This is a genomic window from Xanthobacter nonsaccharivorans (assembly GCF_043194755.2).
GTDB classification, from domain to species: Bacteria; Pseudomonadota; Alphaproteobacteria; order Rhizobiales; family Xanthobacteraceae; genus Xanthobacter; species Xanthobacter autotrophicus_G.
The window spans coordinates 1,913,209-1,927,760 of record NZ_CM195526.1 but is presented as its reverse complement, the minus strand read 5'-3'; the positions used below and the strand labels follow the sequence as shown (position 1 = coordinate 1,927,760).

Genomic DNA, 14,552 nt, shown 5'->3' with positions numbered 1-14,552 from the left:
CCAACGGGCACTTGTGCCGACCTCTGAATGAAGGACCAGATCCATGTCGACCAAAGCCGCACGCGCGCCGGTCAGGTTCGCTTATTGGGTGCCCAACGTCTCTGGGGGGCTTGTCATCTCCAGCATCGAGCAGCGCACCAGCTGGACCATCGACTACAACCGCAAGCTCGCGCAGATCGCCGAGGCCGCGGGCTTCGAGTTCGCGCTGACGCAGATCCGCTTCACCGCCGGCTATGGCGCCGACAAGCAGCATGAATCCGTCACCTTCTCCCACGCCTTGCTGGCGGCCACCGAGAAGCTGAACGTGATCGCGGCGATCCTGCCCGGCCCGTGGCATCCGGCCCTGCTCGCCAAGCAGATCGCCACCATCAGCCACCTCACCGACGCCCGCGTCCACGTCAACATCGTCTCGGGCTGGTTCCGCGGCGAGTTCGCCGCCATCGGCGAGCCGTGGCTCGACCATGACGAGCGCTATCGCCGCTCCGAGGAATTCATCGAGACCCTGCGCGGCATCTGGAACGAGGACAGCTTCACCTATCGCGGCGATTTCTACCGCTTCAAGGACTATTCGGTGAAGCCGAAGCCCTTGGAGCCGCTGCCGCAGATCTTCCAGGGCGGTTCCTCGCGCGCGGCGCGGGACATGGCGGCGCGGGTGTCCGACTGGTACTTCACCAACGGCAACACGCCGGCCGGCCTCAAGGTGCAGGTGGACGACATCCGTGGCAAGGAAGCCGGTTTCGGCAAGACCTTCCCGACGAAGATCGGCATCAACGCCTTCGGCATCGTGCGCGAGACCGAGCAGGAGGCGAAGGACACGCTCCAGGAGATCCTCGACAAGGCGATCCCGGACGCCGTGCGCGGCTTCCACGATGAAGTGCAGAACGCCGGGAATGCTTCACCGGAGCGCGAGGGCAACTGGGCAAAGTCCACGTTCCAGGATCTCGTCCAATATAATGACGGTTTCCGCTCCAACCTCATCGGCACGCCACGGCAGGTGGCCGAGCGCATCATCGAGCTGAAGCACGCCGGCGCCGACCTGATCCTCCTCGGCTTCCTGCATTTCCAGGAAGAGGTCGAATATTTCGGCAAGCACGTCATCCCGCTGGTCCGCGAGCTGGAAGCCCGCGAGGCCGTCGCCGACATCGCGGCGGAATGACCTTCCGCGGCGGAGCCAGCCTCCGCCGCTTTCCCTTCCTTCCGGAGAGACCCCATGACCGGCGTTCTCGGCGGAACGCTCGAAAGAGCGCTTGCGCCCGCTTTGGAACGGGCGGGCCACCGCGAGGCCGAGGCCGGCGCGCGGCGGAGCCTGCGGCTCCCCGCGCACGGCGGGCCGGTGCTCGCGCTCGAGGACATCACCTTGTCGTTCGGTGGCGTCACCGCCCTCGCCGGGATCAGCCTTGCCGTGCGTGCGGGAGAGATCCGCGCCATCATCGGCCCCAACGGCGCCGGCAAGAGCTCGCTGGTCAACATCGTCTCCGGCGCCTACCGGCCGGATGCGGGGCGCGTGTGGATCGGCGAGGAGAGCTTCTCCCAGGTCCCCGCCCACCGCCTCGCGCAGCTCGGCGTCGCGCGCACCTTCCAGAATCTGGCGCTGTTCCGCGGCCTCGACGTGGTGGACAACATCGTCTCCGGCCTCGCCTACCGGGCGCGCTCCACCCTTGTGGAGCAGGTGCTCGGCATCGGCCGGGCCGCGCGGGAGACCCGCGAGGCGCGGGCGGCGGCGGACGAGGTGATCGCGACGTTGCGCCTGGAAGCGGTGCGTGACCGCCGCGCCGGCACCCTGCCCTACGGCCTGCAGAAGCGCGTGGAATTGGCGCGCGCCCTCGTCGCGCGGCCGCGGATCCTGCTGCTCGACGAGCCGCTGGCGGGCATGACCGCCACCGAGAAGCAGGAGATGGCGGGCTTCATCCGCGCGGCGCGCGAGCGCTGGGGCACCACCATCATCCTCATCGAGCATGACATCGGCCTCGTCATGGGGCTCTCGGACCAGGTCGCCGTGTTCGACTACGGCCGCAAGATCGCCGACGGCCCACCGGCCGAGGTGCGCACCGACCCGGTGGTCATCGACGCCTATCTCGGCATTCCCCACGACATCGAGGCCGGAGGCGGCATCTGATGGGTGATTTCAACTTCCCCTTCTTCATCGAGGTCCTGGTGGGTGGGCTCCTCTCCGGGGTGATGTACTCGCTCGTCGCCATCGGCTTCGTGCTGATCTACAAGACCTCCGGCGTGCTCAACTTCGCCCAGGGCTCGCTGGTCCTGTTCGCGGCACTCACCTTCGTCAGCCTGACCGAGAAGGGCCTGCCCTTCGTCGTGGCCCTTGCCCTCACCGCCCTCGCCATGATGCTGCTCGCCATCGCGGTGGAGCGCACGATGCTGCGGCCGCTCGTCAACAAGCCGCCGATCACCCTGTTCATGGCGACCCTGGGCCTTTCCTACATCATCGAGGGCGCGGCTCAGCTGCTCTGGGGCACGCAGGTGCACGGGCTGGATCTGGGCATCGACGACACGCCGTTCGAGGTGGGCGGCGTGCTCATCTCCACCTTCGACCTGTTCGCCGCGGCGGTGGCGGCGGCCATGGTGGCGGCGCTCAGCGCCTTCTTCCGCTGGACCCGGGTCGGCCTGTCCTTCCGCGCGGTGGCGGACGACCAGATCGCGGCCCTCGCCGTCGGGCTGCGCCTGCCGCGCATCTGGGCGACGGTGTGGACCACCGCGGGCCTCGTGGCGCTGGTGGCGGGGCTTTTGTGGGGGGCGCGGCTCGGGGTCCAATTCTCCTTGTCGCTGGTGGTGCTCAAGGCGCTGCCGGTGCTCGTGCTCGGCGGCTTCGATTCCATCCTCGGCGCGATCGTCGGCGGCCTCCTCATCGGCGCCACCGAGAAGCTGGCGGAAGTCTATCTCGGACCGTTCATCGGCGGCGGCATCGAAGGCTGGTTCGCCTATGTGGCCGCCCTCGCCTTCCTCCTGGTGCGCCCCACTGGCCTGTTCGGCCAGAAGCTCGTGGAAAGGGTGTGAGCCATGTCCAGCGTCGCCGTCGACGTCGAGACCCGCCCGCGCCTGCCCCGCTGCGTCGCGCCGATCGCGCTGCTGGCGCTCGCCTATGGGGCGGTGCCGCTGGTCGGCTCCAACTATCTCATCGAGGCCATCCTCCTGCCCTTCCTGGCCCTCGCGCTGGCGGGCGTCGGGCTCAACCTGCTGACCGGCTATGCCGGGCAAGTCTCGCTCGGCTCGGCCGCCTTTCTCGCGGTGGGCGCCTATGCCGCCTATAACCTGAACCTGCGCATTCCCGGCCTCCCGCTGCTGCTCACCATCGTGCTCTCGGGCGGCGCGGCGGCGCTGGTCGGCATCGTCTTCGGCCTGCCGAGCCTCCGGCTGCGCGGCTTCTATCTGGCGGTGTCCACCCTCGCGGCGCAGTTCTTCGTGCAGTGGGTGCTGACCAAATTCTCCTGGTTCTCCAACGGCAGCAATTCCGGCGTGATCGATGCGCCGCCGCTCAAGCTGTTCGGCCTGTCGTTCGAGGGCGCGAACGGGCGCTATGTCTTCGCCCTCACGCTGGTGGCGCTCCTCACCTGGGGGGCCCGACGCCTCGTGCTGTCGCAGACCGGGCGGAATTTCGTGGCGGTGCGCGACAACGAGACCGCGGCCCGCATCATCGGCGTGCCGGTGCTCAGGACCAAGCTCACGGTCTTCGCCATCTCCTCCTTCTACATCGGCGTCGCCGGCGTGCTGTGGGCGTTCGCCTATCTGCGCACGGTGGAGCCGGCGGGCTTCAACCTCGACCGGTCGTTCCAGATCCTCTTCATCATCATCATCGGCGGGCTGGCCACCATCCGCGGAGCCTTCTTCGGCGCGGCGCTGATCGTGGCCTTCCCCCTGCTCCTGTCCCGGATCGGCGTCTTCCTTCTCGGCGACACGTTCGATTCAGGCGTCCTCGACATGAGCCAGCGCATCGTGCTCGGCGCCCTCATCGTCACCTTCCTGATCGCCGAGCCCGACGGCCTCGTCGCCCTCTGGGATCGCCTGAAGGCCCGGCTCGTGCCGTCCGCCTGAACCGGCGCGCGAGCAAACCCGAACCTGATCCACCCACACGCGGAGTGTGCCCAGATGTCCCTTCACCTGACCTTCAGGGCCGCGGCCCTCGCCACGGCCCTCACCCTCGGGCTGTCCGTCGCGCCCCTGCGCCCGGCGGCGGCGGACGAGCAGTATTTCCCGCTGCAGAGCTATCGCGTCGGGCCCTATGCGGCCGGCGGCACCGGCTTCTTCGGCGGGTTCATCGATTACCTCAACCTCATCAACAGCCGCGACGGCGGCGTCAACGGCGTCAAGCTCACCTGGTCGGAAGGCGAGACCCAGTATGAGGTCGAGCGCGGCGTGGAGGTCTACGAGCGGCTGAAAAACCACCCGGGCGTCGCCGCCTGGAACCCCCTCTCGGTTGGCATCGCCTACGCCATGATTGACCGCATCACCCAGGACAAGGTGCCCCTCATCACCATCAACCACGGCCGCACGGATTCCACCGACGGCCGGGTATTCCCGTATGTCTTCCCGCTGCTGCTCAATCCCTACAGCGAGACCTCCGGCATCGTGAACTACATCGCCGCCAAGGTCGGCGGTCCGGAAGGGCTGAAGGGCAAGAAGCTCGCCGTGCTCTACCACGGCTCGCCCTATGGCAAGGAGACGATCCCGATCTACGACCTGCTGGCGAAGAAATACGGCTTCGAGGTGCAGCAGATCGAGGTGCCCCATCCCGGCAACGAGCAGCAGGCCCAGTGGCTCACCATCCGCCGCACCAAGCCCGATTTCGTGGTGCTGCGCGGCTGGGGGGTGATGAACCCGGTGGCGCTGAAGACCGCCGTCAAGGTCGGCTTTCCGGTGGACCACATCGTCGGCAACGTCTGGTCCAATTCGGAGGAGGACGTGATCCCGGCCGGGGATGCCGCCATCGGCTACACCGCCATCACCACCCAGGCCTCCGGCAGCACCTATCCCATCATCCAGGAGATCGTGAAGACGGTCTACGGCGCCGGCAAGGGCAACCTTGAGGACAAGAACCGCATCGGTTCCGTCTACCACAACCTCGGCATCGTCAACGGCATCCTGAACGTGGAAGCCGTGCGCATCGCCCAGGAGCGCTTCGGCAAGCGCACGCTCACCGGCGACGAGGTGCGCTGGGGCTTCGAGCATCTGAAGCTCGACGCCGCCCGCATCGAGCAGCTCGGCGCGAAGGACCTGTTCCACTCGATCAACGTCACCTGGGACAATCACGAGGGCGACGGCTACGTCACCTTCCAGCAGTGGGACGGCAAGAAGTGGAAGGTCGTCTCCGACTGGATCGCGCCGGACTGGAAGCTCCTGCGCCCCATCATCGAGAAGTCGGCCGAAGCCTACGCCAAGGAGAAGGGCATCACCCTGCGCACCTCCGGCGATGCGGACCAGGTAGCGGCGGTCAAGTGAGCCCTGCCGCGTGAGGAAGGCCGAGGCGCGGGCGGCGGCGGGGCGAGGCCTCCGCCGGCCGGGAGAAGCGACATGCCGCACGAGGAAATCCAGCTCGTCGTCGAGGCGATCGAGGCCGATTACAACCAGGCCGTCGTGGCCCTCCACGGCGTCTCCTTCACCGTCCGCCGTGGCGAGATCCGGGCCCTGCTCGGATCGAACGGCGCCGGCAAGTCCACCACCCTCAAGGCCGTGGCAAACCTGCTCCCGGCCGAGCGCGGGCGGGTGACGGCAGGAGCCATCCGGTTCGAGGGACACAACGTGCGGGCCACCTCCACGGGCGATCTCGTCCGGCTCGGCCTCGTCCAGGTGCTGGAGGGCCGCCACGTCTTCCGTTCGCTGACGGTGGAGGACAATCTCGTCACCGGCGCCATCGGCCGGGGATCGGGACGCGCCGACATCGCCCGCGACCTCGACCGCGTCTATGGCTGGTTTCCGCGCCTCGCCGAGAAGCGCCGCGCCCCCGCCGGGCTCACCTCCGGCGGCGAGCAGCAGATGCTCGCCATCGGCCGGGCCCTGATGGCGCGACCGCGCCTCATCGTCCTCGATGAGCCATCCATGGGCCTCGCCCCCCTCGTGGTCCGGGACATCTTCCGCACGCTGAAGCAGCTGAACACGCAAGAGCAGCTCTCGATCCTCGTCGCCGAGCAGAACTCCACCGTCGCCCTCACCTATGCCGACACCGCCACCGTGCTGGAGAACGGCGTGGTGGTGCTGGAAGGGACGGCGGCGGAGCTGCGCAATCGCGAGGACATCAAGGCCTTCTATCTCGGCGAGGGAGCGCCCCACGCCGTGTGACACCCGATGTTCCATGAAGGAGGACGCACATGACGATCCCGAAAGTCGATACCAGCACCGCGGCCAAGGCGGTGCCCGCCGTGCCGCGTCCCGGCGCGCCGGCGCGCGTGCTGAAGGACGATGCGGAGGCGATCGCCGTCGCCGAGGCGCTCGCCCCCGGCATCGCCGCGGGCGCGGCCGCGCGTGACCGCGACCGGATCTGGCCCCTCGCGGAGCTGGACGCCTTCTCCCAGAGCGGGCTGTGGTCCATCAACGTGCCGAAGGCCTTCGGCGGCCCCGAGGTGTCCTATGCCACGCTGGTGCGCGTGGTGGAGATTATCTCGGCGGCGGATTCCTCCGTGGGCCAGATTTCCCAGAACCATCTCGGCGTGGTCGCCGCCATCCGCACCGTCTCCGACGAGGCGCAGAAGGCGCGCCTGTTCGCCGAGGTGCTGGCCGGCACGCGCTATGGCAACGCCTTCTCCGAGTTCGGCTCGAAGCGCGCCGTCGATTTCGAGACGCGCTTCGTCGATGCCGGCGACCATGTGATCGTGAAGGGCCGGAAGTTCTACGCCACCGGCGCTCTCCTCGCCCACAAGGTGCCGATCGTCGCCCTGGATGAGGAGGGCCGCGCCTGGTACGCCATCGCCGACCGCAACGCCCCGGGTCTCACCGTGATCGACGACTGGAGCTCCTTCGGCCAGCGCACGACCCTCTCGGGCACCGTGATCCTCGACGACGTGAAGGTGCCGAAGACCCATCTCGTGCCCGGCTACAAGGGCTACGAGACGCCCTCCGCCGACGGCGCCATCTTCCAGATCATTCAGGTGGGCGTTGACAACGGCATCGCCAAGGCGGCCATCGAGGAGACGGTGCGCTTCGTCCGGACCAGGACCCGCCCCTGGGTGGACAGCGGCCTCGACCATGCCTGGGAGGACCCCTACACCATCCAGGCGGTGGGTGCCCTGACGCTGCGCCTCCATGCCGCCGAGGCCCTGCAGGAGAAGGCGGGCCTCGCCGTGGATGCGGCCGTGGCCAACCCGACGCCGGAGACGGTGGCCCATGCCCAGATCGTGACGGCGGAGGCAAAGATCCTCTCCACCGAGATCGCCATCGAGGCCACCAACAAGCTGTTCGAGCTCGCCGGCACGCGCTCGACGCTGGCCGAGCACAATCTCGACCGGCACTGGCGCAACGCCCGCGTCCACACGCTTCACGATCCAGTCCGCTGGAAATACGCCATTCTCGGCAATTATGCCCTCAACGACGTGAAGCCCCCGCTGCACGCCTGGAGCTGACCGGAACGCCGGCCTCCGGCGCGAGGAATGGCCTCTTCCGGGTTTCTGGTTCCGGCGCGCGCGTGCCGGAGCCAGGCTTCGCACGAGGCACCACCCCCTCGGGCTCGCTCGTGTCCGCGCGGCCCCTCATGCCCGAGCGCTGGCGGAACTGAACATCTGGCGACGGCAGGAGCGATGCGGCTCAGTGCCACTTCCCGCCGAGGATGGAGGTTAGCTCCTGGCCGCTGGCGCGCAGATCGGCCCCATGACGGCAACCCGCTCGGCCCCAAGTGGCCGGCGCGCTGGAAGTCGCCTAATACCACAGCGCGGACACGTGATGGCTTGCGCTCAGTCAGGACCAGCTCCGCTGGTAGGTTTGATGCGCTCCCGATGCTATGAGTTCGCGACCATGGGAAACCGCGCGGGGGTGGGGCAATGGCATCTACCGAGCTTCAGAATATCGGCCGCACCCTGCTGGAGCTGGCAGGGCCCGGCCTTACGGCGAAGCAGTTATTCAACGCCGTGAAAGCGCGACACCCCCAGGCGAAGCGCAAGGAGATCACCCGCGCCGCCCTCGCGATGATGATTGATGCGGCCGGGGCGGACACCACCAAGGCGTATCAACTCCACGCTCTGGCCATTTCCCAGCGCGCGACGGCCGGAGACGAGGAGTGAGCCATGGCCGGAATGAAGACGCTTGAAATCGTCTGGCAGCGGCTGGTCAATCGCGACGGTCTGACCTGTGATCGCTGCGGGAGCACGCACCGCGAAGTGATGGCGGCGGTTTCAAAGCTGGCGTCGGCCCTGCGCCCGCTGGGGATCGAGCCCAAGCTCGAAGTGCGGGAAATCGACGAGGCCGCCTTCAGGTTAGCCCCCTCCGAGTCGAACCGCATCTGGATCGGCGGAAAGCCATTGGAGGAGTGGTTGGGCGCTGAAGTGGGCAGCAGTCAGTGCTGTTCCGTTTGTGGCGACTCTGAATGCAGGACCGTTGAGGTGGAAAACTCCACATTTGAGACGATCCCAGAGGGGCTCCTACTTCGCGCCGCGCTGATAGCCGCGGCTCACATGCTGGAACCGTCCGCCAAGGGTGACTAGGCGCCGGCCCTTGTGGTTGCCGTGCGCGGGAGCGCCGCCCTCCGATTGGCTTACTGTGTTTCGACCCATCTTGGTGCGGGCCAAGCCCCAGAACGCAAAAGGGCCGCCTTGCGGCGACCCTTTCGAGACCCCTGAAATTCAAGGGCATTTTGGTTGCGGGGGCGCGCAACCATCTCAAATTGCGTTTTTCCGCAAGACTTTACAGCATTCTCACGGATTTAGCCGCGACGTCAGAAAGCGGACTGTTTTGGATTGTCGCTTAACCGCTTAACCGCACATTGGTCGCGTGCATAGAGCGGCCATGAAAGTCGGGTTGATAGCCCCCATCCCGGCCGAGATGGCCCACGATCCGAGCCAGGCCGCGAGCGTTATGAGGGCAAGAGAGGCGGCAAGCCTCGAACCATGTACGCCATGACATCACGGGCTCCACGCAACTCGGACCCACGACGGCAAGGCCAGCGCGGAAATCCGCTTGGCCATGTCCTGAATACGGACGTAGCCAACCGAACCGGATGTGCTTTTTCAGGCCCGTTCAACCCCTGCAATCGGTGGGCGGCGCGATCCCAGCGAAGCGATCGCTGATCCACGCGACGGCAGCCTCGGCGCTCCTGTGCGCCGCGGCCATGTGCCCGACGCCGGGCATCAGAAGCATCCGCACCTTGGCGCCCGCCTCGCACAACCGTGCCATATAGTCCTGCGTCGCAGCGGGGCGGACAATTGGATCCGATGTGCCTTGCGCCAGGAACACGGGCAGCTGCGACGGCAATGGGCCGGGCGTATTTTCCTGCAGCAGCGTATGCCACGGTTCGATGTCGCTCAGGTTTGCGACCCGCAGAAAATCCTTCTGCAGCGGGCGCTCGGTCTCGCTGCGCTCCAGCAGATCCAGCAAGGATTCGACGCATTCGCCCGCAAGCCGGTCGACGACCGGAATAGCGGCGGCATCGAGCGCACGCGCCAGCGGCGCGTCATATATCTTCGACCAGGACCACAGCGCCATGGAGGTCAGGTTCTTGCCGGCAACCGTGCCGAGATCGTCATTCAGCAGCGCCGCGAGTTCCGTCGCCGGCGCGGCGGCGGCGATGCCGACGAGGTCCAGCTCCGGCGCATAGCGCTTCGCGAGAAGGCCGGTAAAGAGCGCGGCCTGGCCGCCCTGGGAGTGACCCCAGACGGCAAAGCGGTTGGACGCGCCGCCTTGGGCTATTGCGCGCGCGGCCCGCACGGAATCAAGCACGGCCCGCCCTTCGCTATTGCCGACCAGGAATGGATGCGGTCCAGCGGTGCCGAGGCCCGGATAATCGGTCGCCACGACGATATAGCCGCGCTCCAGCATCAGATTAAGACCCTGGACATTCTGGAAGAACGTGCCCGTGAGAGATGGCGCGCAACGTGCGATCACGCCCGTGGTTGGATGCGCCCAGGCGACAATCGGGCGGCCCCCCGGCGGGGGGGAGCCCTGCGGAAGGATCACCACACCGGAAACGGCAATCCGCTTGCCGTCGAGCCCCGTCGATCGATAGAGAACCCGATAGGCGGTCGCGCCATGGGGTGCGCCGGACATCGGCTCCTGCCGGATGACCGTCCCGTCCGCGCCGTTCAGCTCCGCATCGCCGTGGACGTCATAGAATGCCGTCTGGGCGAGGACAGGCCCGGCGCAGCCAAGTGCCAGCGCCATTCCGACGGCGGCCGCCGCCCGGCTCGGCCGGCACCTTATGACACGGCCGGCGAAACCCTTGCCAGAGACCTGCTCGGCCCGCCGCACTGCCCGTCCGATAAGCGCCCGAAGCCATTCGATCCGATTCCGCATCTGATGCTGCTCGCCTGCTCGTCAACTCGATCATCATCTTGCCATTTCCGACCTTCGGAAGCGGCACGCTTGGATGCCGCACCGGCTTGACCCATGCAGTGAATGCCCGCCCGGCTGCGACCTTCCGCGGTCACGGCAGAGGGTACCGATCGGAGAGCAGATACGGTGTTCCGCGACCATTGTCAGCGGCCCTCCGCGCCGCCCCTCAAACGAGCGTAGCGAAAACGAGGCGCGGCACTAACCCTCGCGCTCCAGCAGCCGGCGCGCCAGGCGTTCGAGCGGGTCGCCGTTCTGCTCGGCGAGAGCCAGCAGCCAGGCGCCCTCCAGCTGGGTGATCAGGGATTCCGCAGCACCCTTGGGGTCGGCGTGGCCGAGCCGGGCCGCGTGTCGGGCGACGCAGGACGTCCAGTCCGACAGGACCTGCCGAGCCGCGAGGCGCAACCGTTCGTCCTGCGCCCCGGCTTGCAGGATGCTCGCGACGGGGCAGGCCAGGACCTGCCCTTTCTGCTTCACCGTATCGGCAATTGCACGGGAGACCGCGGCAGCGCCGCCGGCGAAATCCGTCGCATCCGATAGGATCCGGTCGACCTGCCGTTCGACGACTTGCCCCGCCCAGAGCGTCGCCGCCTCGGCCAACTCGCGCTTGCCGCCCGGGAAGTGGTAGTAGAGCGACCCCTTCGGCAGCCCGGAAGCGGAAAGAATCTCCTTCAGGCCCACTCCGTCATACCCCTTCCGCCGGAAGAGGCCGGAGGCCGTGCGCAGAAGGACGTCTCGATTGGAGGGTTCCGACATGGCCGACCACCACAAAGATTAGACCGAATGGTCTATGCCTCCATTAGACCATTCGGTCTAATGGAGGAGCGAGCATGCTGCAGGAGCACGGCGCGGAACGGCGGAGCCTGACCATCGAGGCCGAGGGAGCACGGCTTGCGGCCTGCTACTACGCCCCCATCGGCGCCTTGCACGCGAACGTGGTGCTGCATGGCGCCACGGGTGTGCCGCAACGCTATTATTCAGCCTTCGCGAGTTGGGCGGCGGCGCGCGGGATCGGCGTCCTCACCTATGATTATCGCGACTTCGGCGCATCACAGCATCGCCCGATGCGGGAAAGCCACGCGACATTCGCCGATTGGGCGATCCTCGATCAGGGCGCGGCGGAACGTGCCTTGGCCGAGCTCGCGCCGGAAGGCCCATTGTGGGTGCTGGGCCACTCCCTGGGCGGACTTGCCTTCGCATTCCGCAGGCATGATGTCCGGGTCGAGCGGATCACCACCGTCGGTGCGGGGTTCGGGCATGTCAGCGACCATCCCTGGAGCTACCGCCCCCTCGCGCTGGCCTTCTGGTATGCGGTGGGCCCCGTCGGCACGGTGCTCGCCGGCTACTTGCCCGGCAAGCGACTGCTTCTGGGGGAGGACCTGCCCGCGGGCGTCTACTGGCAGTGGCGCAGATGGTGCACGCGGCGCGACTTCTTTCGCAGCGATATCGGCCTGAGCCTGCCCGAGCCGGACTTCCGGATGGATGGACCGGCCTTGCGCATGCTCACGATGGAGGACGATGTCGTCGTCCCGCCGGTTGCTGTCCAGCGCTATGCCGATGCGTTCCCACAAGGACGGATGGAGTATCGCGTGCTGACGCCGGCAGAGTTCGGCCTACCATCCTTGCGGCACATCGAGGTCTTCTCCAAGCGTGCCACCGCCGCCTGGCCGGCTCTTCTTGGACTGCCGGACGCATTCGCGGAAGAACCGGGGCCAAACTGACGGATCCGTTTGGGCTCCAAACGAGTGGCCATCACACCGATCTAGAACGCCGTGACGGTCGCCGACGGATGCCATGGCGGCCGGTCTACAGACGCCGGGGCCAAAACGAGTTTACCACCAACATTGTAATGACAAGGTGGATCGGCCGCATGGGCAAGTGGTCCAACGGCCTCCAATTATGTTGAAAAGCTCGGGCGACGTACCTAGTCCGCTGCCGTCAGCCGAATGCACTAACTTCCGACGGCCCAACGAATGGCAGCGGATCATATCGCCCCCATCCTTTTCTGGACGGCAGCAGAAATAGGGCAGAGGTCAACGAAGCACCAGCCATAAGGCCCAGTCCTACCTGGCCGCGAATCAGGTCCTGGAGGGAGCCAATTTAGCGAAACCAAGAGTTCCATTCGCACGGCGTATTCGCAGGGGCCGGGCACAAACGTCAACATCAGAGAGATAAAAATATTGCATCGTAAAATATGCGCGTTTCGCTTTCAGTTTTGATTTCTTTTAGGGAAACCGATCCTCGGTAAATTGACCTGACCCAGGTCTTTTTGAAGTTCATTCAGGTAATGAACGATGGCAACCCGCTCATCGAACGAAAAACGTGCGCATGCCTGATCATAGAACTGGTAGATTCGCGCACGCACCTCAGTCCAGAATGCCCGTCCGCGAGGTGTCATCTGCACCACTCTGGCTCGGCGGTCCTCGGCGCCGGCAACGCGCTGGACGAGACCATCACGCTCGAGGCGCTTCAAGACGCCATCGAGGCTCTGCCGCGTGACGACGAGATACTCGCCGAGCTGGGCCAAGGGGATCCCGGAGGCAAACTTGTCTTGCGAAAGGGCTCCGAGAACGGCCCACTGCACGGTTGTGATGCCGAGCTGTTGGACAGCCTGCTGCTGCAGCTGGTTGCCGAGCTGGAAGAGGCGGAAGAAAATCCGGTTGTTGAGATGATCGTGTCCGACATTCCGCTGCGCCGGATCTGCGGCCGCGGGCAGCTGCGTCGGTTCATTGCTGTTCGGGGAAGCTGGGGCCGGCTCCCGCCGCGCCGCGCGCTTGGCGGTAGGAGGTCGCGGCGCGCTTTCGGCCGGCCGCGATGTGCGTCCACGCGTGGCACGGGCGGGCTTCTGATCGGTCGTCATCCGGACTCGCTCATCCATAGGTTCGGCACCGGAGCAAGCCTCGGACCTTAGCCGACCCGTGAAAAGCCTCTCCCACCTTCTGCCGCATGATGGATCTTTTGCGCCATCCGAAAATCCCCAGTCAACCGGAGTACGACCTCTTTTACCGTCACGTGAGGCTGCAGCCTTTGCCTGAAGGGATGCGGGGATGCAGGACCGGGAGCGACGCCATGCGATGAAGCCAGTGTGCGTCAAGATGCCATAGAGTTCCGTAAAGCCCGGGAATGCCCGGGCAGGCTCGCCGCCCCTTCCCTCGTCGTCTCGCTCCGAAAGCCCGACGAGAGCTGGATGCGCCGGTTGTCGGAGGGCCCGCCAGGCCTTTTCACCGTGCTGGGGGCGGCTCCGTTACCGCATCGCGCCGCAAGCGATGCCGCCCCTCCGACAAATCGTCCCGACCCGGCCTACCGGAACTTCGGCGGGCGCTTTTCCAGAAAGGCCTTCACACCTTCCTTGGACTCCTCGGTCTGGTAAAAGAGGCTGAGCGCCTGCATCCCCATGCCGGAAATCCCGCGGATCGATTCGCTGTCGAGATTGAACGATTTCTTCGCGATGGCGATAGCCGTGGGGCTCAGCGCCGCAATCTCGGCGCACCAGCGCTCGACCTCGGCGTCCAGCTCCTCCGGCGGGACGACCGCATTGACGAGGCCCATCTGCAGCGCCTGCTCGGCCGAATAGCGCCGGCACAGCATCCAGATCTCGCGGGCCTTCTTCTCCCCGACCCCGCGGGCGAGCAGGGCCGTTCCGAAGCCGGGATCGACCGAGCCCACCTTGGGGCCAACCTGCCCGAAAACGGCGTTCGAGGAGGCGATCGCGAGGTCGCAGCAGGTGACGAGGACGTTTCCGCCACCGATGGCAAAGCCATTGACGCGGGCGATCACCGGCTTCGGCACATCCCGGATGAGGCTCTGCAGTTCCTCCACCGGCAGCCCGATGGTGCCGCGCCCATCATAGGCGCCATCATGGGCGGACTGATCGCCACCCGTGCAGAAAGCCTTCGCGCCGGCGCCGGTGAGGACGATGGCGGCGATCGCCTTGTCCCATCCGGCCTTGCCGATGGCGTGGATCAGCTCCTCGCAGGTCACGCCTCGGAAGGCGTTGTACTTCTCTGGCCGGTTGATGGTGATCCAGGCGGCGGCCCCGCGCACCTCGTAGGTAATATCCCGATAGTCCATCT

The 14,552-nt window shown here is 66.6% G+C and carries 14 protein-coding genes; 10 read left to right on the top strand and 4 right to left on the bottom strand.

The window, feature by feature from the left end:
- Positions 1-43 precede the first annotated feature (43 nt).
- From sfnG to V5F59_RS08755, 9 genes are all read left to right on the top strand, one after another.
- Positions 44-1,156 (top strand): dimethylsulfone monooxygenase SfnG, encoded by a 1,113-nt coding sequence (gene sfnG / locus V5F59_RS08795; protein WP_393981721.1) that lies wholly within the window; start codon positions 44-46, stop codon positions 1,154-1,156.
- Positions 1,157-1,210: 54 nt separating this feature from the next.
- Positions 1,211-2,116, top strand: a complete 906-nt coding sequence (locus tag V5F59_RS08790; RefSeq protein WP_393981723.1) for an ABC transporter ATP-binding protein — start codon at positions 1,211-1,213, stop codon at positions 2,114-2,116.
- Positions 2,116-3,012, top strand: a complete 897-nt coding sequence (locus V5F59_RS08785; RefSeq protein ID WP_393981725.1) for a branched-chain amino acid ABC transporter permease — start codon at positions 2,116-2,118, stop codon at positions 3,010-3,012. Before V5F59_RS08790 ends, V5F59_RS08785 begins: the two co-directional genes overlap by 1 nt.
- A 3-nt stretch (positions 3,013-3,015) precedes the next feature.
- Positions 3,016-4,047 (top strand): branched-chain amino acid ABC transporter permease, encoded by a 1,032-nt coding sequence (locus V5F59_RS08780; RefSeq protein WP_393981727.1) that lies wholly within the window; start codon positions 3,016-3,018, stop codon positions 4,045-4,047.
- A 54-nt stretch (positions 4,048-4,101) separates the two neighbouring features.
- The gene (locus tag V5F59_RS08775) at positions 4,102-5,451 is read left to right on the top strand and encodes an ABC transporter substrate-binding protein (RefSeq protein ID WP_393981729.1); all 1,350 of its coding nucleotides are present in this window, start codon (positions 4,102-4,104) and stop codon (positions 5,449-5,451) included.
- Positions 5,452-5,523: 72 nt separating this feature from the next.
- A complete protein-coding gene (locus V5F59_RS08770) occupies positions 5,524-6,288 on the top strand; it encodes an ABC transporter ATP-binding protein (protein WP_393981731.1) in 765 nt (254 codons plus the stop codon).
- Positions 6,289-6,317: 29 nt separating this feature from the next.
- Positions 6,318-7,565, top strand: coding sequence for an SfnB family sulfur acquisition oxidoreductase (locus V5F59_RS08765; protein ID WP_393981733.1), 1,248 nt, complete (start codon positions 6,318-6,320; stop codon positions 7,563-7,565).
- Positions 7,566-7,979: 414 nt separating this feature from the next.
- The gene (locus tag V5F59_RS08760) at positions 7,980-8,219 is read left to right on the top strand and encodes a hypothetical protein (protein WP_393981735.1); all 240 of its coding nucleotides are present in this window, start codon (positions 7,980-7,982) and stop codon (positions 8,217-8,219) included.
- Between the two features lie 3 nt (positions 8,220-8,222).
- Positions 8,223-8,639 carry a DUF2703 domain-containing protein gene (locus V5F59_RS08755; protein ID WP_393981737.1) on the top strand — a complete coding sequence of 139 codons (417 nt, stop codon included), beginning with the start codon at positions 8,223-8,225 and terminating at the stop codon, positions 8,637-8,639.
- Between the two features lie 532 nt (positions 8,640-9,171).
- Here V5F59_RS08755 and V5F59_RS08750 read toward each other — a convergent pair.
- Together V5F59_RS08750 and V5F59_RS08745 are read right to left on the bottom strand one after the other, a co-directional pair.
- The gene (locus tag V5F59_RS08750; RefSeq protein ID WP_393981739.1) at positions 9,172-10,443 is read right to left on the bottom strand and encodes an alpha/beta fold hydrolase; all 1,272 of its coding nucleotides are present in this window, start codon (positions 10,441-10,443) and stop codon (positions 9,172-9,174) included.
- A gap of 237 nt (positions 10,444-10,680) precedes the next feature.
- A complete protein-coding gene (locus tag V5F59_RS08745) occupies positions 10,681-11,235 on the bottom strand; it encodes a TetR/AcrR family transcriptional regulator (protein WP_393981741.1) in 555 nt (184 codons plus the stop codon).
- Between the two features lie 74 nt (positions 11,236-11,309).
- Here V5F59_RS08745 and V5F59_RS08740 point away from each other — a divergent pair, with 74 nt between their 5' ends.
- Positions 11,310-12,200 (top strand): alpha/beta hydrolase family protein, encoded by an 891-nt coding sequence (locus V5F59_RS08740; protein WP_393981743.1) that lies wholly within the window; start codon positions 11,310-11,312, stop codon positions 12,198-12,200.
- A 488-nt stretch (positions 12,201-12,688) separates the two neighbouring features.
- On the opposite strand, the gene V5F59_RS08735 is transcribed toward V5F59_RS08740, so the two are convergent.
- Both V5F59_RS08735 and V5F59_RS08730 read right to left on the bottom strand, forming a co-directional pair.
- Positions 12,689-13,339 carry a MarR family transcriptional regulator gene (locus V5F59_RS08735; RefSeq protein WP_393981745.1) on the bottom strand — a complete coding sequence of 217 codons (651 nt, stop codon included), beginning with the start codon at positions 13,337-13,339 and terminating at the stop codon, positions 12,689-12,691.
- Between the two features lie 440 nt (positions 13,340-13,779).
- Complete coding sequence (locus tag V5F59_RS08730) at positions 13,780-14,550, bottom strand: enoyl-CoA hydratase-related protein (RefSeq protein WP_393981747.1); 771 nt, start codon at positions 14,548-14,550, stop codon at positions 13,780-13,782.
- Positions 14,551-14,552: the final 2 nt, after the last annotated feature.